20 protein-coding genes are annotated in these 18,345 nt (G+C 70.9%); 13 read left to right on the top strand and 7 right to left on the bottom strand.

Annotation, left to right across the window (positions count from 1 at the left end; genetic code table 11):
- Positions 1 to 68 precede the first annotated feature (68 nt).
- The 3 genes from AB0C28_RS23385 to AB0C28_RS23375 are packed head-to-tail and all read left to right on the top strand — an operon-like array spanning position 69 to position 3,339.
- Positions 69 to 1,403, top strand: a complete 1,335-nt coding sequence (locus AB0C28_RS23385) for an efflux RND transporter periplasmic adaptor subunit (RefSeq protein ID WP_358077206.1) — start codon at positions 69 to 71, stop codon at positions 1,401 to 1,403.
- Positions 1,400 to 2,158 (top strand): ABC transporter ATP-binding protein, encoded by a 759-nt coding sequence (locus tag AB0C28_RS23380; RefSeq protein ID WP_357846386.1) that lies wholly within the window; start codon positions 1,400 to 1,402, stop codon positions 2,156 to 2,158. The genes AB0C28_RS23385 and AB0C28_RS23380 overlap by 4 nt, the downstream gene beginning before the upstream one ends.
- Positions 2,155 to 3,339, top strand: coding sequence for an ABC transporter permease (locus AB0C28_RS23375; protein WP_357846384.1), 1,185 nt, complete (start codon positions 2,155 to 2,157; stop codon positions 3,337 to 3,339). Before AB0C28_RS23380 ends, AB0C28_RS23375 begins: the two co-directional genes overlap by 4 nt.
- 93 nt (positions 3,340 to 3,432) lie before the next feature.
- Here AB0C28_RS23375 and AB0C28_RS23370 read toward each other — a convergent pair whose 3' ends face one another.
- From AB0C28_RS23370 to AB0C28_RS23355, 4 genes are all read right to left on the bottom strand, one after another.
- Entirely contained in the window at positions 3,433 to 4,176 is a 744-nt protein-coding gene (locus AB0C28_RS23370) for an ABC transporter permease subunit (protein WP_357846382.1), read from the bottom strand.
- Positions 4,173 to 5,063, bottom strand: coding sequence for an ABC transporter ATP-binding protein (locus AB0C28_RS23365; protein ID WP_357846380.1), 891 nt, complete (start codon positions 5,061 to 5,063; stop codon positions 4,173 to 4,175). The genes AB0C28_RS23370 and AB0C28_RS23365 overlap by 4 nt, the downstream gene beginning before the upstream one ends.
- A gap of 80 nt (positions 5,064 to 5,143) precedes the next feature.
- Positions 5,144 to 5,824 carry a response regulator transcription factor gene (locus tag AB0C28_RS23360; RefSeq protein ID WP_357846378.1) on the bottom strand — a complete coding sequence of 227 codons (681 nt, stop codon included), beginning with the start codon at positions 5,822 to 5,824 and terminating at the stop codon, positions 5,144 to 5,146.
- On the bottom strand, positions 5,821 to 6,957 hold the full coding sequence (locus AB0C28_RS23355) for a histidine kinase (RefSeq protein ID WP_357846376.1): 1,137 nt from the start codon (positions 6,955 to 6,957) through the stop codon (positions 5,821 to 5,823). The genes AB0C28_RS23360 and AB0C28_RS23355 overlap by 4 nt, the downstream gene beginning before the upstream one ends.
- 144 nt (positions 6,958 to 7,101) lie before the next feature.
- On the opposite strand from AB0C28_RS23355, the gene AB0C28_RS23350 reads away from it, so the two are divergent.
- The 9 genes from AB0C28_RS23350 (at position 7,102) to AB0C28_RS23310 (ending at position 14,287) form a co-directional block, all read left to right on the top strand.
- Positions 7,102 to 8,265, top strand: coding sequence for an acetoin utilization protein AcuC (locus AB0C28_RS23350; RefSeq protein WP_358077203.1), 1,164 nt, complete (start codon positions 7,102 to 7,104; stop codon positions 8,263 to 8,265).
- Positions 8,266 to 8,278: 13 nt separating this feature from the next.
- Positions 8,279 to 9,067 (top strand): phosphatase, encoded by a 789-nt coding sequence (locus tag AB0C28_RS23345; RefSeq protein ID WP_357846372.1) that lies wholly within the window; start codon positions 8,279 to 8,281, stop codon positions 9,065 to 9,067.
- Positions 9,068 to 9,373: 306 nt separating this feature from the next.
- Positions 9,374 to 9,577, top strand: a complete 204-nt coding sequence (locus tag AB0C28_RS23340; RefSeq protein ID WP_043629748.1) for a helix-turn-helix domain-containing protein — start codon at positions 9,374 to 9,376, stop codon at positions 9,575 to 9,577.
- 174 nt (positions 9,578 to 9,751) lie between these two features.
- Positions 9,752 to 9,850, top strand: coding sequence for an AURKAIP1/COX24 domain-containing protein (locus AB0C28_RS23335; RefSeq protein ID WP_018654693.1), 99 nt, complete (start codon positions 9,752 to 9,754; stop codon positions 9,848 to 9,850).
- Between the two features lie 22 nt (positions 9,851 to 9,872).
- Positions 9,873 to 10,868: an NAD-dependent epimerase/dehydratase family protein gene (locus tag AB0C28_RS23330; RefSeq protein ID WP_358077200.1), complete on the top strand. Its 996-nt coding sequence runs from the start codon at positions 9,873 to 9,875 to the stop codon at positions 10,866 to 10,868.
- Positions 10,869 to 10,936: 68 nt separating this feature from the next.
- Positions 10,937 to 11,761 (top strand): lysophospholipid acyltransferase family protein, encoded by an 825-nt coding sequence (locus tag AB0C28_RS23325; RefSeq protein WP_346101066.1) that lies wholly within the window; start codon positions 10,937 to 10,939, stop codon positions 11,759 to 11,761.
- 87 nt (positions 11,762 to 11,848) lie between these two features.
- Positions 11,849 to 12,634, top strand: coding sequence for an SDR family oxidoreductase (locus AB0C28_RS23320; protein WP_358077197.1), 786 nt, complete (start codon positions 11,849 to 11,851; stop codon positions 12,632 to 12,634).
- A 58-nt stretch (positions 12,635 to 12,692) separates the two neighbouring features.
- Positions 12,693 to 13,271, top strand: coding sequence for an RNA polymerase sigma factor (locus tag AB0C28_RS23315; protein WP_346100949.1), 579 nt, complete (start codon positions 12,693 to 12,695; stop codon positions 13,269 to 13,271).
- A 2-nt stretch (positions 13,272 to 13,273) separates the two neighbouring features.
- Positions 13,274 to 14,287, top strand: coding sequence for an LCP family protein (locus AB0C28_RS23310; RefSeq protein ID WP_358077194.1), 1,014 nt, complete (start codon positions 13,274 to 13,276; stop codon positions 14,285 to 14,287).
- A gap of 97 nt (positions 14,288 to 14,384) precedes the next feature.
- On the opposite strand, the gene AB0C28_RS23305 is transcribed toward AB0C28_RS23310, so the two are convergent.
- The 3 genes from AB0C28_RS23305 to AB0C28_RS23295 are packed head-to-tail and all read right to left on the bottom strand — an operon-like array spanning position 14,385 to position 16,615.
- Positions 14,385 to 15,257 (bottom strand): HAD-IB family hydrolase, encoded by an 873-nt coding sequence (locus AB0C28_RS23305; RefSeq protein WP_358077191.1) that lies wholly within the window; start codon positions 15,255 to 15,257, stop codon positions 14,385 to 14,387.
- Positions 15,258 to 15,287: 30 nt separating this feature from the next.
- Positions 15,288 to 15,917: a DUF5667 domain-containing protein gene (locus tag AB0C28_RS23300; RefSeq protein ID WP_357846361.1), complete on the bottom strand. Its 630-nt coding sequence runs from the start codon at positions 15,915 to 15,917 to the stop codon at positions 15,288 to 15,290.
- Positions 15,918 to 15,976: 59 nt separating this feature from the next.
- Complete coding sequence (locus tag AB0C28_RS23295; RefSeq protein WP_346100953.1) at positions 15,977 to 16,615, bottom strand: sigma-70 family RNA polymerase sigma factor; 639 nt, start codon at positions 16,613 to 16,615, stop codon at positions 15,977 to 15,979.
- A 179-nt stretch (positions 16,616 to 16,794) separates the two neighbouring features.
- Between AB0C28_RS23295 and AB0C28_RS23290 the strand changes: the two genes are divergently transcribed.
- On the top strand, positions 16,795 to 18,342 hold the full coding sequence (locus AB0C28_RS23290) for an antibiotic biosynthesis monooxygenase (protein WP_358077189.1): 1,548 nt from the start codon (positions 16,795 to 16,797) through the stop codon (positions 18,340 to 18,342).
- Positions 18,343 to 18,345 lie beyond the last annotated feature (3 nt).

The following is an 18,345-nucleotide window of genomic DNA, read 5'->3' as shown; positions in this document are numbered from 1 at the left end:
GAGCACCCGGCAGCGGCGGCCGAGCGGGCGCTTGTGAGGGCGGCGGGCCCGGCTCCTACGATGGGGCGGTGACGGTCCGACGCGGGCTGGCCCCGCTGCTCGTCCTGTTAGCTCTGACCGGCTGCACGTCCGAGGAACCCCCGGCCGTCCAGCTCGCCGAGGTCCGGCGCGCCCCGGTCACCGAGGTCGTCGAGGCGCCCGCCACCATCGGCGCGCGCGCCTCCGCGACACTGCGCTCTCCCGCCCAGGGCACGATCGCCAAGCTGTACGTCAGTGAGGGCGACCGCGTCCGCAAGGGCCAGGTCCTGGCCAGGATCCGCTCGCCCCAGGCGGAGGACCAGCTCAGCCAGGCCCGCCGCGCGTCCAGGATGCCGGCCCCGGCGAGCTTCGGCGCGAACGTCCGCCTCCCGTCCCTCGACACCGGCGCGTTCGACCGCAAGGTGGCCGCCCACTTCGCCAAGGCCAGGAAAGAGGCGAAGAAGGTCGAGGACCGGCAGGCCCGCAGGCAACTCCTCACCGCGATCGAGCTGGCCCAGACCCAGCACCGGGCCCAGACGAAGGCGCTGGCCTCGATCACCGCCCAGCTCAACCGCTCGATCACCGGCGTGACCAGCGACCTGTCCAGCTCCATGGCCTCGCTCCAGGCCGCCTCGCGCACCCAGGCGAAGGCCGCGGTGAAGGCGGCCGAGAGCACGGTGAAGTCGCTGACGATCAAGGCGCCGTTCTCCGGCGTCGTCAGCCTGGGCCGGGCGTCGGGCGGCGGCGCGGCGGGCGGGGTCGAGAGCCTGCTCGGACGGCTGCCCGGCGGCGGGCAGCAGCTCCCGTCCGTGCCCTCGGGCGGATCCCCCTCCGGCGCTCCCGTCGCGATCGGCGTCCCGGTCTCGCCCGGAGACTCCATCGTCACCGTGACCGACGTGTCCAGGCTCACCCTGGACGCCGACGTGGACGAGACGGACGTCCTGCTGGTACGCGAGGGCGTCGAGGCCGCCGTCGAGCTGGACGCGGTGCCCGGCGCCACGTACACCGCCGTGGTCACCGGCATCGGCGTCAACCCCATGGAGGGCACCACGGGCGGCGTCAGCTACCCCGTACGCCTCAGGCTCGGCCCCGGCGCCTTCGACGACGGCGCCAAGGCGCCCGCCCCCAAGCCGGGCATGAGCGCCGTCACCAGGCTGACCGTGCGCGAGTCGCCGTCGGCCGTCTCGGTGCCGGCCTCGGCCATCGTCTCCAGCGGGCGCGAGAGCGTGGTCTGGGCGGTGGCGGACGGCGTGGCGCGGCGGCGCGTGGTCAAGCTCGGCGCCCAGGGCGACGCCGTGGTGGAGGTGCTGAACGGGGTGTCCGTGGGCGACCGGGTCGTGGTCAAGGGCGCGGACTCCGTACGGGAGGGGCAGCGGCTGCCATGAGCGCTCCCGCCATCGAGGCGGTGGACCTCACCCGCCGCTACCAGCTCGACGGCGTGGCCGTCGAGGCGCTGAGAGGTGTCTCGCTCCGGATCGACCAGGGCGAGTTCGCCGCCGTCGTGGGCCCGTCGGGGTCGGGCAAGTCCACGCTCATGCACCTGCTGGGCTGTCTCGACCGGCCCTCCTCCGGCGTGCTGCGGATCAACGGGGTGGACATCTCCCAGCTGTCCGACGGCGCGCTGGCCGAGCTGCGCAACCGGACGATCGGCTTCGTCTTCCAGTCCTTCCACCTGCTGGCCAGGACCACGGCGCTGGACAACGTGGCGCTGCCGCTGGTCTACCGGGGGCTGGGACGGGCCGAGCGGCGGGCCAGGGCCCGCGCGGCACTGGAGTCGGTGGGGCTGGGGCACCGGATGGACCACCGGCCCTCGCAGATGTCCGGCGGGGAGCAGCAGCGGGTGGCCATCGCCAGGGCGCTGGTCGGCGAGCCGAAGGTGCTGCTGGCCGACGAGCCCACCGGCAACCTCGACACCGCGAACGGGGCCGAGGTGATGGCCATACTCGACCGGCTCAACGCGGGCGGCGGCGTCGCCGTGGTGCTCGTCACGCACGAGGCCGAGGTCGCGGCCCACGCCAGGCGCCAGATCCACGTAAGGGACGGCGTGATCGAGCGGATCGACGTACGGGACGGGCCGATCGAGCGGACCGGCGTGCGGGACGGATCGACCGGGCGAGCCGACGGACAGGACGGGCGATGAACGCGACCGAGGCGCTGGTCATGGCGATGGAGGCGCTGCGGGTCAACCGGCTGCGCAGCGTGCTGACCATGCTCGGCGTCATCATCGGCGTGCTGGCCGTGGTGATCCTGGTGGCGATCGGCACGGGCGCCAAGGACGAGATCGAGCAGCAGATCTCCGGCCTCGGCACGAACATCATCCTCGTCGTCCCCGGCCGGATCAGCCTGGGAGCGGCGCCGACGCAGAGCAAGCTCGGCCTGGCCGACGTGGCCTACGTGCGGCGGGTGGTGGGCGACCCGGCGAAGGTGACGGTCTCGCTGCAGTCGGGCGAGACCGTGCGCGTGGGCAGGACCGAGGTGTTCGTCACGGTGATCGGCACCGATCAGAACCTGGTCAACATCTTCGAGCGGCCGGTCGGCAAGGGCCGCCCGCTGAGCGAGACGGACGTGGACACCCGCCGCCGGGTCGCCGTGCTCGGCTCGGAGGTGGCCGACCGGCTGTTCGGCGACCTGGACCCGATCGGGCGGCAGGTGACGGTGGCGGGGGCCAGGTTCAGGGTGGTCGGCGTGTACGCGACCGTGGGGCAGACGTTCGGGCTGTCGCGCGACCAGGAGATCCACATCCCGGTGACGACGGCGCAGCGGCTGCTCGGGATCGAGCGGATCAACGGGCTCGCGGTCGGCGCCTCGGGCCCGGACGAGATCGACCCGCTGTCGGACCGGGTGACGGCGGCGCTGCGCGACCGGTATCCGGGCGAGCAGTTCTCCGCCGTCACGCAGACCGCGCTGCTCGGCACGATCGGCAGCGTGCTGGGCATGCTCACCGGCGTGCTCGCGGCCATCGCCGGCATCTCGCTGCTGGTCGGAGGCGTCGGGGTGTCGAACATCATGCTGGTCAGCGTGCGCGAGCGCACCCGCGAGATCGGGCTGCGCAAGGCGCTGGGGGCCAGGCAGCGCGACATCCTGGCCCAGTTCCTCATCGAGGCGGTGCTGCTGACCACGATCGGCGGGCTCATCGGGATCCTGCTCGGGGTGGGCGGCGCGCTGGCCATCGAGGCGTTCACCGAGGTACCGGCCTCGATCACCTGGTGGTCGATCGCGCTGGCCTTCGGGGTGTCGGCGGCGGTCGGGATGTTCTTCGGCGTGGCGCCGGCGCGCAGGGCGGGCCGGTTGGATCCGGTGATCGCCCTGCGCGCCGAGTGAGACGGAGGAGCGCCTTCCAGACGCCGCGGCAGCCTCAGGCGGGAGAGCGGCTCAGGCGTCGCGGCGCCACAGCAGTCCGAGGCAGGGGACGGCTCAGGCGTCGCGGCGCTGCAGCAGCACGGCGCCCGCGGCGACGGTGACGGCGATCCACACCAGGTAGACGCCGAACCCGCTCCACGGCCCCAGCGCGCCCTCGCCCCGGACGGGCATCACGATCAGCATGCCGGCGTTGGTGGTGAAGTAGTCGGCCACGGTCCTGCCCCACTGCCCCGGCAACTGGTACATCAGCTGCGGCAGCACCAGCATCAGCGCGATGGCCGACACGATGGCCCCGGGCGTGTGCCGGATCAGGACGCCGAGCCCCAGCCCGAACAGGCCGCAGGCGGTCAGGTAGAGCGCTGACCCGAGCGCCGCCCCCGCGACCGCGCCAGGATCGACCGACGGCGGCTGAGCGATGAGCACGCCCACCAGGATCGCGACGGCCGACGCGGCCGCCGAGACGACCAGCCCCAACGCGGTGAAGACGACGATCTTGCCGGTGAGCAGCCGCAGCCGCCTGGGCACGGCCATGAGCGAGGTGCGGATGCCTCCCGTGCGATATTCGCTGGAGATCACCAGCACGCCCAGCGTGGCCATGGCCAGTGAGGCGAACATGTTGCCCACCAGGCTCAGCTGGATCGCGTCCTGGCCGGTGATCGGCCCGTCGGTGCTGCCCTTCTGCGCGGCGACGATGAGCGCGCCGAGGCCGATCAGCAGGATCGCGGTGGCGACCAGCGTCCAGACCGTCGAGCGTACAGAGCGGATCTTGGTCCATTCGGACCTGAGGATGTCGGTCATGAGGAGAACTCCAGGCTGTCCTTGGTCAGCTCCATGTACGCCGCTTCGAGCGAGGGACGCACGAACGTCAGCTCCTCCAGCGGAATGCCGGCCCGCGCGGTGAGCGTGCCGATCTCCAGCGTGCTCATCGCGGTGACCCGCAGGTGGTCGGGATGCAGCTCGCCCACTTTCACCAGGTCGGCGACCTCGGCCAGCCGGGGCGAGCGGACCCGTACGTAGCCCTGGGAGCTGCGCCCGATGAACTCGGCCACGCTCGTGTCGGCGATGAGCCGCCCCTTGCCGATCACGATCAGGTGGTCGGCGGTCTGCGCCATCTCGCTCATGAGGTGACTGGAGACGAACACCGTCCGCCCCTCGGCCGCGAGCTTGCGCATGAACGTGCGGATCCACAGGATGCCGTCGGGGTCGAGCCCGTTGACGGGCTCGTCGAACAGCAGGATCTCCGGGTCGCCGAGCAGCGCCGCGGCGATGCCCAGCCGCTGCGACATGCCCAGCGAGAACCCGCCGACCCGCCGCCCGGCGACCTCGCCCAGGCCCACGGCCTCCAGCACCTCGCCCACGCGGGAGGAGGGGATGCCGTTGCTCTGCGCGATGGCGAGCAGGTGGTTGCGGGCGCTGCGCCCGCCGTGCACGGCTTTGGCGTCCAGCAGCGCGCCGACCTTGCGCAGGGGATGCCTCAGTTCCGCGTACGGCCGCCCGCCTACGAGCACCGAACCGCCCGAGGGCCGGTCGAGGCCGAGGATCATGCGCATCGTGGTCGATTTCCCTGCGCCGTTGGGTCCGAGGAAGCCGGTCACCTGACCCGGCTCGACGTCGAACGACAGATCCGCCACGGCGACGGTGCCGCCGTAGCGCTTGCTCAGGTTCGTTGCCCGGATAGCGGTCATGGTCACAGCGTGCCGTCGTACGGCGCCGGTTTCTTCCTGCCCCGGGACCGTTCGCGGAGCCGCGATCTAGGACCCTGGTCCTACTCTCCTGGGTGGATCAAGCCCGCCTCGTACGCGACGATCACGGCCTGGGCCCGGTCCCGCACGCCGATCTTGGCGAACAGGCTCGTCACGTGGTTCTTCACGGTCGAGGGGGAGACGGACAGGCCGGCCGCGATCTCCGCGTTCGACCTGCCCCGGGCGATCAGCACGAGGATCTCCCGCTCGCGCTCCGTGAGCCCGGTCAGCGCGGCGGGCGCCTGGCGCGGGGGCGAGGTGCGGACGAAGGTGCCGATGAGCCGGGTCAGCAGGCGCGGTGCGACGGCCGACTCGCCCCGGTGCACCACGCGTACGCCCTCGATCAGTTCCTCGGGGGAGACGTCCTTGGGCAGGAAACCGTCCGCGCCCGCGCGCAGCGCCGCGACCACGTTCTCGTCCAGGTCGAACGTGCTCAGCGCGAGCACCCGCACGCCGGGCAGTTCCGCGGTGATCAGCTCGGTCGCGCGCACGCCGTCCATGCCCGGCATGTGCAGGTCCATCAGCACCACGTCGGGCCGCAGCCGCCGGCTCAGGTGCACCGCCCGCTCGCCGTCGCCCGCCTCGCCGACCACGCTCAGGTCGGGCTGGGCGTCGAGCATGAGCCTGAAGCCCTTGCGCACCAGCTCGTGATCGTCGACCAGGAGCACTTCGATGGGGTCCGCGGCGGGATTCGCGGCGGTCATGTCGTCTCCAGCGGGATGCGGGCGTGCACGCGGAATCCGCCCTCCTGGCGCGGGCCGGTGGACAGCTGGCCCCCGCACAGGGCCACCCGCTCGGCCATGCCGCCGAGCCCGAACCCCGGCGTGCCCTGGCCCTTCGTCAGGCCGTCGTCGAGCACCTCGACCTCCACGGCGGCGGGCTGGTAGGCGAGCAGGACGCTGGCTCTGGCGCTGACGGCGTGCTTGCGCGTGTTCGTCAGCGCCTCCTGCACGATCCGGTAGACCGCGTGGTCCACGGTGGCGGGCAGCGCGACCGGCTCGCCCGTCACGGTCAGGCTGGCCGGTAACCCCGCCGACCTCGCCTCCTTGATCAGCGCGGGCAGCCGTTCCGCGCCGACCCCGGTCGCCGCGTCGGGGCCCTCGTGGCCGTCGGCCCTCAGCACGTCGAGCAGGCGGCGCATCTCCGACATGGCCTGCCTGGCGGTCTGCTCGGCGCTCTCCAGGGCGTTCCTGGTGACCTCCTGCTCCGGCGGCAGCGTCGCCCGCGCGCCGCCGACCAGGGCGTTGATCACCGTGATGTGGTGCGCCACCACGTCGTGCAGCTCCCTGGCGATGCGCCGCCGCTCGGCCCTGACAGCGGCGTCGGCGGCCTCGCGCATGCCCCGGTCCTTGAGCTCGGCCCGCAGCCGGACGAGCTGGCCGAGGCCCACGGTGGCGCCGACGGTGAACAGGGACACCAGCCAGAGCCCCTGCCCGTCCACGCCGAACGTCATGACGGTGGCGCCGGCGAGGCACGCCGCCGCCGAGGCGATCGCGGTGGTCCGGCCGCTGGTGTAGCGGCCCAGGCTGTACAGGGCGACGAGCGTGGGGATGTTGGTGTTGTCCACGGCCCCGCTCAGGATGAACACCGCGTCCACGGCGATGACCAGTGCGACGGTCGGCATCGGGCGGCGGCGGCGCATGAGCAGCAGCGCCGTTCCGAGCAGGTAGTGCAGGGTGGCGGCCTGGAACCACCACTGGCCCTGGGCGATCATCAGCAGAGGTCCGATGAGTGCGGGCAGGGCCAGCACGATCACCAGCGTCCGGTCGAAGACGACCGGACGTCTGAAGAATCTGGGGATCCGCCCGATCTTCCGAAAGATCCGCGCGATGCGCACGATAAACACCATAAGTCACGACTTCTGGGTGGAGCTCGGACGTTTCCCACCGTCGGCGGCGGCGCCGGACCCGTGCCACAACAGGAGGTCCGTGGCTGCGGTAACGTCGGCGCCAAGGCGAGGGCAGCGTGTGGAGGGGTGGGCATGAGCCGGTCGGCGCGGGTGATCTGGGACGACGCTCTCATCTCCTACGACTTCGGCCCGAGCCATCCGCTCGCCCCCGTGCGCGTCGAGCTGACCATGGCCCTGGCCCGCGAGCTCGGTGTGCTCGACAAGGTCGACCTGGCCGGCTGTGAGCCCGCGAGTGACGACGAGCTGGCCCTGGTCCACGAGCGCCCCTACATCGAGGCCGTCAAGCGCGTGTCCGCCTCGGGCCGGGCCGATTTGAGCGTCGGCCTGGGCACGACCGACAACCCCGCGTTCAAGGGCGTCCACGAGGCCTCCGCGCTGATCGCCGGCGCCACGCTGGCCGCCGCCCGCGCCGTCTGGGAGGGCTCGGCCGAGCACGCGCTCAACATCGCGGGCGGGCTGCACCACGCGATGGCCGCCTCGGCCAGCGGGTTCTGCGTCTACAACGATCCGGCGCTGGCCATCGCCTGGCTGCTGGAGCGGGGCGTGGGCCGGATCGCGTACGTGGACGTCGACGTCCACCACGGCGACGGCGTGCAGGCGGCGTTCTACGACGACCCCAGAGTCCTGACGATCAGCCTTCATGAGAGCCCGCGCACGCTGTTCCCCGGCACGGGCTTCCCCCAGGAGACCGGCGCCGAGGGCACGGCCGTCAACGTCGCGCTGCCGGCGGGCTGTGGCGACTCCGGCTGGCTGCGTGCCTTCGACGCGGTCGTGCCGCCGCTGCTGCGCGAGTTCGGGCCGGAGATCCTGGTGACCCAGCACGGCTGCGACAGCCACGCGCTCGACCCCCTGGCCAACCTGATGCTCAGCGTGGACGGCCAGCGGGCCGCGTACGCCGCCCTGCACCGCCTGGCCCACGAGACGGCCGGCGGCCGGTGGCTGGCGACCGGCGGAGGCGGCTACGAGCTGGTCCAGGTGGTGCCGAGGATCTGGACCCATCTCATCGCCGAGGCGGCAGGTCATCCGATCGATCCGGCCACGCCGACGAGCGAGGAATGGCGCCGGTTCGTCCGCGAGCGGACGGGGGAGACGCCACCGCTCACCATGACGGATGGGCGCAAACCGGAATTTCATCACTTCTCTGATGGTTATGATCCTGCGGACCCCATTGACCGTGCGGTCATGGCGACCCGGCACGCGGTGTTCCCCCTGCACGGCCTCGATCCGATGCCCTGACGAGGAAGATGCAGTGCTCAGTCGCGACGAACTCCGTGAACAGCTTGTCCAGACCCGCATCGCGGGTGACGTCGCGACCTCCCGCGAGAACAACCTCGACCACTACAGCAGTCTGGCCAACGGCGACGCCTACTACGCGCTGGGCCTGACGTTCGAGCAGCCGTGGTCCTACCGCGACATCCTGGCGCTGATGGCGAAGTCCGCCGGCGTGGTCGCCGACCCGAGCCACCGCTGGGGCCAGGACACCATCGACCCCGAGCTGACGATCGACGCGATCGACGCGATGGCCGAGCGCATCGCCGCGGTGCTGGCCCGGCCGGGCGCGCGGATCCTGTTCGCCACCGGCCACCCCACCGGCCTGCTGGCCGTGCACCTGCCGCTGGCGGCCCTCTGCGTGGCGAAGGGCGCGCGGCTGCTGACGCCCGGCGAGGGATGGACGTACGCGGGATCGGGTTTCGGTCGGCCGCGGCGGATCCGCTACCTCCAGGACGTCGCCATGCTCGACGACAAGGGCGCGCTGGTGCACACCCACGACGCCGACCCGATGCGGCACATGCTCGACGAGCTCGGCGGCGACCTTCCCGACCTCGTGATCGCCGACCACGGCTGGGCGGGAGCGGCCGGAGAGGCGGGTGTGCCGACTGTGGCCTTCGCCGACTGCAACGACCCCGGGCTCTTCGTCGGTGAGGCGGAGGGCAAGATTGACGTGGTCGTACCACTCGACGACAACGTGCTACCCCGCTACTACGCTCCGTTGACCGAGCGGTTGGTCACAAGAGTCTCACAAGCCCTTCCCGTCTAATTCGGTCATCCCCATACCGTCTTTTCGCGCCTGCATTCCAAGAGGCTCGCTGTCCCTTTGCCAACTTTTGACAGGGCTCCGGCGACTCTTATGTGTGGCAACTTGGACAGTTCCAACGTCCGAGTGAGGTGCTCGGCCGGGCTGCTGGCCAGCGTTTTTGCTGGTTCGGCTGACAGGCGGCTCCGGCGACTGAGAAAATAGGGGGTTTGCGCACTCGGAGTCCCGACTTACGCTGACGGCAGTACACGTGCGTGAGCAATGGCACCAGTGGGGATAACCCGGAAACACGTGCGGAAGAGGCGTCCGATGGCTGCAGGCGAAAGACCTCTCAGCGAGGTGAAGTTCCTGACCGTCGCAGAAGTGGCGACGGTCATGAGGGTGTCCAAGATGACGGTGTACCGGCTCGTCCACTCCGGCGAGCTGCCGGCCATCAGAGTCGGCCGCTCGTTCAGGGTGCCTGAGCAGGCGGTACACGACTATCTGCGGGAGGCCTACATCGAGGCAGGTTGATGTAGCGACACGCCCGGTCGTGTCGTGAATGCTGTCGCGGGAGAGGCCCGGTTGCCGCTGATGCGACCGGGCTCTCGCCCCCCGATGGGCGATCTACCGTGGATCGCCGGTAGTCTGTGAGCCGGTGTGCGCTCGCACATCGATTCAGACTTGCTATCAGTACCTGGGGGTCCCGTGGGCTCTGTGATCAAAAAGCGCCGCAAGCGGATGGCTAAGAAGAAGCACCGCAAGCTGCTCAAGAAGACGCGCATCCAGCGGCGCAACAAGAAGTAACCGACGCAGCTGCGAGGCGCTGATGACCCACACCGTGCTTGTCACCGGGGTCTCGCGCCACATAGGCGCCCGGGTGGCGAGTGCCCTGGCGGCAGACCCGGACATCAGCCGTGTCATCGGAGTGGACACCGTACCGCCCCCCTCGCTGACGCGGGACGGTGACAGCTCCCTCGGCCGGACGGAGTTCGTCCGGGTGGATCTGCGCAGCCCCGACATCGCTCAGGTGATCGCGGCCGCGGACATCGACACCGTTGTGCACATGAGCCTCGTCAGCGCTCCCTCGCGGAGTGGTGGCAGGGCCGCGATGAAAGAGCACAACGTCATCGGCACCATGCAGTTGCTCGGTGCGTGCCAGCGGTCGGCGACCGTGCGACGTGTGGTGGTGCGTTCCACCACCGCCGTCTACGGCTCGTCGCCCCGCGATCCGGCGGTGTTCACCGAGGATCTGGAGCCCCACGACGGCCCCGTCCACGGTTACGCCAAGGACGCGGCCGAGGTCGAGGGCTACGTGCGGGGTTTCGCGCGGCGCCGTCCCGACGTGACGGTGTCGTTGCTGCGCTTCGCCAACTTCATGGGCCCAGGCGTCGACTCGCCGCTGACGCGTTACTTCACCCAGCCGGTGCTGCCGAGCGTGTTCGGCTTCGACCCGCGGCTGCAGTTCATCCACGAGGATGACGCGGTCGAGGTGTTGCGCCGGATGGCCACCGAGCATCACCCCGGCACGTTCAACGTGGCCGGGGCCGGCGTGCTGCTGCTGTCGCAGTGCGCGCGCAGGGCGGGGCGGCCGACACTGCCGCTGCCCTCGTCCGCCTTCAAGGTGCTCGGCGGAGCCGTGCGCCGGATCGGGCTGGTCGAATACTCGCCCGAGCAGGTCAGGCTGCTGTGCCACGGCCGCGCGGTCGACACCGCCAGGCTGGAGGCCGAGCTGGGCTGGAAGCCCAAGTACACCACCGGCGCGGCCTTCGACGACTTCCTGCGCTCCCACGAGCTGCGGCCGCTGGGAGGTGCCCGGCCTTGAGCGTTCCCCAGGAGGAGGGCCGGGTGATCCCCATCAGCGCGGCGCCCTCGTTCGAGGAGCCCGACCCCATGGCCAGGCTGCTGGCCTTCCTGCGCCGGCGCGTGACCGGCGACTACGAGGTCGACGAGTTCGGCTACGACCCCGAGCTGACCGACAAGGTCGTCCTGGAGCTCATCAGGCCGCTCTACAACCACTGGTTCAGGGTCGAGCCCGTCGAGCTGAAGAACATCCCCGACGACAGCGGCGCCCTGATCGTGGCCAACCACTCGGGGACGCTGCCGATGGACGCGCTGATGCTTCAGGTCGCCCTGCACGACGAGGCCGGCCGGGCGCTGCGGCTGCTCGGCGCCGACCTGGTCTACCAGCTTCCCTTCCTCAGCCACCTGGCCCGCAAGACCGGCCACACGCTGGCCTGCCCCGAGGACGCCGACCGGCTGCTGCGCAAGGGTGAGCTGGTCGGGGTGTTCCCCGAGGGCTTCAAGGGCGTCGGCAAGCCCTTCTCCGAGCGCTACAAGCTCCAGCGCTTCGGCCGCGGCGGCTTCGTGGCCTCCGCCATCAGGGCCGGGGTGCCCATCGTGCCCACCGCGATCGTGGGGGCCGAGGAGATCTATCCCAAGATCGGCGATCTGAAGACGGTGGCCAGGCTGCTGGGCCTGCCCTACCTGCCGATCACCCCGTTCTTCCCGCTGCTCGGGCCGCTCGGCCTGGTGCCGCTGCCGTCGAAGTGGATGATCGAGTTCGGCGAGCCGATCAGGACCGACGAGTACGACCCGTCGGCCGCCGACGACCCCATGCTGGTCTTCAACCTCACCGACCACGTACGCGAGGTCATCCAGCAGCTGCTCAACGAGCTGCGGCTGCGCAGGGGCCACGCCTTCCCGCCCTTCCTCTGACAGGCCGGCCGAAGACCGGGTGCAACCGGACAGCCCCTGGCGGTGTTCTGCGGATCGATCGACTGAACACCGAAAGGGACAACCCTCATGGATCTGCAGCTTTCCGGCCGCGTCGCCGTCGTCACCGGCGCGTCCAAGGGCATCGGCCTGGCCGTCGCCCGCACCCTGGCTGAGGAGGGTGCCCACGTGGTCGCCGCCTCCCGTACCGTCCCCGACGCGAAGGTGAGCCACGTCGCGGTGGACCTGATGGACCCGCAGGCGCCCGCTCAGGTCGTCGCGCACGCGGTCGAGGAGTTCGGCGGGGTGGACATCCTGGTCAACAACGCCGGCGGCCCGCCGCCAGGCGTGACGCTGCCGCGCGCCGGGTTCCTGACGCCCGACGACGCCGATTGGCGGGAGATGTTCGAGTTCAACCTGTTCGCGGTCGTCCGGATGATCCGCGCCGCGCTCCCGGTGATGCTGGAGCGGGGCGAGGGCTCGATCGTCAACCTGTCCTCCACCATGGCCAGGCAGCCGAGCGCCATGAACGTCGACTACGGCGCCGCCAAGGCGGCCGTGCTGGCGATCGGCAAGTCCCTGTCCGAGGAGTTCGGGCCGCGCGGGATCCGGGTCAACACCGTCTCGCCGGGTCCCGTGCTGACGGACTGGTGGACCAAGGACGGCGGCGCCGCCGAGGTGTTCGCCGGCTTCGTCGGCTCCGACAGGGACAGCGTGATCAAGGATGTGGCCCCTGCGATGATGAACCTGACCACCGGCCGGCTCGTGCACCCGCAGGAGATCGCCGACGCGGTCGCGCTGCTGGCCTCGCCCCGCTCCGGCGGCACGGCCGGCGCCGAGTTCGTCATCGACGGGGGCCAGCTCAAGGAGATCTGAACCCGCTGGGCGGGTTGTGGAGAGACATCCGTGACCGATCCCCCACAGAAGGGCGGAGATGATCACGCAACCCGCCGTCAGGGGAGTGGACTCCGAGCTGGTGAGCGCCTCGTGGACCGACCCCGAGGCGTTCGCCGAGCTCTTCGACCGCTACTCCGCCATGCTCTACAGGTACGTCTCCAAACGCCTCGGCCCCGGGCCGGCCGAGGACCTCGTCGGTGAGACGTTCCTGATCGCCTTCTCCAGGAGGAGGAGCTACGACCTGGCCTACCCGGACGCCAGGCCGTGGCTGTTCGGCATCCTGACCAAGCTGATCGCCCGGCACCATCGCTCCGAGGCGACGCGTTACCGGGCCCTCCTGCGCGCCCCCGTCGAGTCCGAGGTGGAGTCGCCCGCGGACCGGGTGGCGGCCGGGGTGAGCGCCCAGGCCGTCCGCGGTGAGCTGGCCGGCGCTCTGGCCGCGCTGCCCGCCAAGGACCGCGACGTGCTGCTGCTGATCGCCTGGGGCGATCTCACGTACGAGGAGGTCGCGCGGGCGCTCGGCATCCCCGTCGGGACCGTACGTTCCCGCCTCAACCGGGGCAGGCGGAAAGTACGCGCCGCGCTCGGCGACACCAACCCCATGGAGGAGGAGTGACGATGGACGACCTGAAGCTGCTCCGCGACCTCGGGGCCGAGCTGGAGCACGGGCCGCCGCCCACGCTCGTCCGCCAGCGCACGCGCTACCTGCAGGACCGGCCCCGCCGCCGCTGGAACGCGTGGTGGACGGCCGGCCTCGTCGCGGTCGCGACGGTCTGCGCGGTCGCGGTGCCCACGGTGCTCGTCTCGCCGCGCCACCTGGCGAACCTGGCGGGACCGCCGGCCGGGGGCGAGGCGGTGGACGTGAGCGGCGCCATGAATGTGCTGCTGATCGGCTCGGACACCCGCAAGGGCGAGGGCAACGCGAAGTACGGCCCGCGGAGCCAGGACGGGGGCCAGCGCGCCGACACCATCATCGTCGTCCACATGCCGGCCGACAGGAGCCGGGCCACCGCGGTCAGCGTCCCGCGCGACTCGCTGGTGCGGGCCGCGCCGTGCACGTCCGGCCCGGCCAGGACCGTCATGATCAACTCGCTGTACGACGAGGGCGGCGCCGCGTGCCTCAAGAAGACGCTGGAGAAGCTGACCGGCCTGCCGCTGCACCACACGATGGCGGTGGACTTCGCCGGGTTCGAGGACATGGTGGACGCGCTCGGCGGCGTCACCGTCAAGGTGCCGAAGCCTGTGAACGAGCCGAAGGCCAAGCTGCGCCTGCCCGCGGGCGAGCAAGTGCTCGACGGCGAGAAGGCCCTCGGGTACGTACGGCTGCGTTACTACGGGGACGACGGCTCCGACCTGTCCAGGATCAAACGGCAGCGCACGGTCGTCATGGCGCTGCTGAAGAAGGCGCAGGCGGCCGTCGCGGACCCGGGCAAGCTCCAGGAATTCCTCGGGGTGATGCGCAGGACGGTGAAGACGGACCTCACCGTGGAGGAGATGTACGCGCTGGCCATCCAGCTCGCGGAGACCAAGGTCAGCCTCACGGTGGTGCCCACGGCCGAGCATCCTGAGGACCGCAACCGGCTGCAGTGGAAGCAGCCGGAGGCGGGCAGGCTGTTCGCGTCGCTGAAGTAGGAGCGCCGCTGAAGTAGGAGCGGAGCCTCCCCGGGCGGGGAGGTCCATGGGGCGCCCCCAGGGGAGGGGCGCCTCAGTCCCAGTCCCGGGCGCGGTCTCAGGCGCGGCCGCGGTAGTGGCGGCGCAGGGCGATGCCCGCCGCCACCCCGCCCGCGAGCGCCCCCACGCCGGCCGCGATGGGCAGCGCCGTCATCGTGGCCTTGCGCCCGGTGCGGAAGTCCCTGATCGGCCAGTCGTGCTTCCTGGCGTGCTCGCGCAGCTCGCTGTCGGGGTTGATCGCCACGGCCTCGCCGACCAGGGACAACATCGGCAGGTCGTTGGCCGAGTCGCTGTAGGCGGTGCAGCGCGTCAGGTCGAGCCCCTCCCTGCGGGCCAGCGCGCGCACCGCCTCCGCCTTGGCGGGGCCGTGGAGCAGGTCGCCGACCAGCCGCCCGGTGTAGACGCCGTTGCTGGTCTCGGCGACGGTGCCGAGCGCGCCCGTCAGGCCGAGCCGCTGCGCGATGACCCTGGCCAGCTCGACAGGGGTGGCGGTGACGAGCCAGACCCGCTGGCCGGCGTCGAGGTGGCTCTGGGCGAGCAGCCGGGTGCCGCCCCAGATGCGGTCGGCCATCACCTCGTCGTAGATCTCCTCGCCGAGGCGTACGACGTCGTCCACCTTGGCCCCGGCCACGAAGGCCAGCGCGGTCTCCCTGGCCACCGCGATGTGCTCGGGATTCTCGTTGCCGCGCAGCCGGAACACCGCCTGCCCCACGGCGAACTTGAACAGGTCGGACGTCGTGAACAGCCCGCGTGTGGCCAGCCCTCTGGCGAAGTGGTAGATCGAGGCGCCGCGCATCATCGTGTTGTCCACGTCGAAGAAGGCCGCGGCCTCCAGATTGGGCTCGACCGGCGTGATCGGCGCGACCGTGACCGCCGCCTGCGCCGCGGCCTCGCCTGCGACCTCGGGCTGCACTTCCTGTCGTCGTCGCATAAGCCGCCACATGGGCTTCAGCTTACTTACCTACTCGGGCGCGACCAGACCTTCGATGTAGTCGAGATAGTCCTCCGCGCGGGCCAGGTCGGCCTCTCCGAGCTGGTCCAACATGGGTTCGACGACCTCCTGCTGATCCCGCGCGAACTTCTTGATCTTCGGGGAGCGCGGCTCGGTCCGTTCGAGGCGTTCGATGCCCGCGCGCGTCGAGTCCTCCATGTCCTTCAGCGTCTTGTTGATCAGCGGGGCGTCGGCGGTGGTGGAGCCGAGCAGGGTGGCGACCTCCTTGGCGCGGGTCTTGGCCGAGTCGAGCTCGCGCTCGCCACGTTCCGCGCCCGAGCTGAGCCGGACGAGCGTGGTCTCGGCGGCGCGCTTGAGCGGGTAGAGCGAGTCGCCCGGCACCGACTGGTAGGTGGCGAAGGAGGAGACCATCATCGCCGCCACCAGCCCCACGGCGGCGAGCTGGGACAGCAGCGGCCTGCGCCGCGCGGGGCGGCGGCGCGGGCGCTCGGTGACGGGCTCGTCCGCCTCCTGGGCGAGCGACAGCAGCTCCGCCCGCAGGCGTTCCTTGAAGGCCGGCTCGGGAGCGCCGAACGGCAGCTCCTGGAGTTCGGTGAGGTGATCGAGCACGCGCTCCCGCCGCCTGCGCGCACTACTCATGCCGGCTCCCGGACCTTCCCGCTCGTGACAATGGCCTAACGACGCGCGGTCGGCGTAGGTTACGCCAGGTCGTGCTTGAGAGCCCTGGCCAGCGACCGTACGGCCCGGAACTGCAGCGCTTTGATCGCTCCACTCTTCTTCCCCATGATCAGCGCGGTTTCCGCGAGCGAGAGGCCGTGCAGGAAGCGCAGGACGACGCACTCCTGTTGTTCGGGATTGAGATCGCGTACGGCACGCAGCACCCGGTCGTTGATGATGGCCGTGACCACGGCGTTCTCGGGGATGTGGGAGCCGTCGAGCGGGACGTCGATCACCTCTCCCGTGGTGACCTCCAGCCGGTAGCGACCCGACTTGAAGTGGTCGGTCACCAGGTTTCTCGCGATGGTCACGAGCCAGGCGCCGAAGTCGCGGCCCTGCCAGGTGAAGTCGCCGATCCGGCGCAGCGCGCGCAGGAAGGTCTCACTGGTGAGGTCCTCCGCCAGCGGGTGGGAGCCCACCCGGAAGTAGATGTAGCGGTAGACGAGGTCGACGTAGCGGTCGTAGAGCGTGCCAAAGGATTGCGTGCATCCGTTCTTGGCGTGCATCACCAGCGTGCGGAGGTCGTCGGGCACATCTTCGTGCACGACGAGCTCGCCCGTCCGGGCAGGTCCAGCGACGGCTGGAGCGAGCAGCCCGGCGAACGGCGACGAGTCAGGCATCCGGTATCCCTAGGGGTAAGGGGTGCGGCGTGCTCGAACACTCTAGAAATCAACCGGAAATTCCACAATCCACAGCGTGATGGCATGACTAGGCGTAATCGGCAGATACCGTGTTGGACCGACCCGTTCCCTCTTCGGCTACCGGCTGGGAGGCATCGTCCGGCAGCATTGGAGTCACCATGGAGATCCTCGTTGCTGTCATAGCTTTCGCCGGCGCGCTCCTGGCCGCCGTCGCGGCCGGTGCCCTGATCCAACGGCTGCGCGACGACCCTGAGGGATGGCTTGTCGCCTGGACCGTTGCAGTCGTGGCGCTCTGTCTCGCGTTGGGCGTGATCGGCCTCGGCTACCTCATCGGCTTCGGCGGCGTCACTTTCCGCATCTATCAGGTGACGGGATCGTTGCTGGCGCCGCTGTGGCTGGCGGTCGGGCTGGTGCAGCTGCTGTCGGAGAAGGCTCCGCCGAGGTTCCTGGCGTGGCTGGCGGGCATCGCGCTGAGCTTCGTGAGCGTGGTCATCATGGTGTGGGACCCGCTGAAGAACGAGGAGATGGGCAGGTCGCTGCCGGCCGCGTCCAACCACTGGAACCTCTTTCCCGGCTACCTGCTGATCGCCGTGCACGCCGTGGCCGTGCTCCTCATGCTGGCGATGCTGGTGGTGGCCGGGATCAAGTGGCGCAACGGCGACGAATACGACACCGACAACCTGCACGCGACCGTGGTCATCGTGCCGTCGGGGCTGGCGCTCGTGGGGGCGATGCGGTTCGCGGTGCCGCCGCTGTTCACGACCGCGTTGCTGGCGGTGGCGGGAGCGGCGGTCTGGTACACCGTGCTGAGGCCGCTGGCGCCGTACGAGGACGACGACGAGGACGACTTCGGTCCCGACGGCGACGAGCGCCTCTCGCGCCGCGAGGAGCGCTCTCAGCGCCGCGAGGAACGGGTGCCGCGTGACGAACGGATGCCGCGCGGCGACCGCGCCCCGCGCGACGAGCGCCCCATGCCGCTGGACGAGCGCCAGATGACACCTGGCGACCGTCCCATGTTCCGCGACGAGCCGCCGGGCGACCGCCCGATGTTCCGCGACGAGATGCCGGGCGGCGGCGGGCGCAGGGGCATGCCCGAGCCGATGCAGGCGGCCGAGATGTCGCCCCCGCCACCGCGCAGGGCGTCGGGTCTGGGGGACCTGGTGGCCGAATACCGCGCGGGCGACCAGGAGATCGACTACGCGGCCCGGATGGCGCCGCCGCCCGACGCCGGGCCTTCGACCGGCTACATCATGAACGGCGCGCCGCCCCCGCGGCCCGACTACACTCTGTCACCGTCGGCGCCCGGCACCGGCGCGGTCTTCCCCGGCGCCGACGTCTTCACCCCCGCCCAGCAGCAGCCGGGCTCCGGGCGGCTCTCGCCCACGATCTACGGCCTGCTCACCGTCTTCACCATCATGGACGGCGCGGGCGACGCGTTCGACCGGCTGGCCGAGGCGACCGTCGAGGCCGTGCGCAGGGGCGAGCCCGACACGCTCGTGTACGCCTGCCACTCGGTGAAGTCGGCGCCGCTCCAGCGCATCGTCTACGAGCTCTACCGCGACGAGGTCGCCTACCGCGACCACCAGCGCCAGCCGCACGTGGAGCGGTTCGTCAACGAGCGGCAGACGATGGTGCTGGCCACCAACGTCATCGAGCTCGACGTCAACGCCGCCAAGGTGGTGCCGCTGCCCACCGTCCCGTACTGACCG

It is taken from the genome of Nonomuraea sp. NPDC048892 (genome assembly GCF_040649735.1).
In the GTDB taxonomy this organism is placed as follows: domain Bacteria; phylum Actinomycetota; class Actinomycetes; order Streptosporangiales; family Streptosporangiaceae; genus Nonomuraea; species Nonomuraea maheshkhaliensis.
The sequence above is the reverse complement of the archived record's forward strand: the minus strand, read 5'-3'. Positions and strand labels throughout refer to the sequence as shown.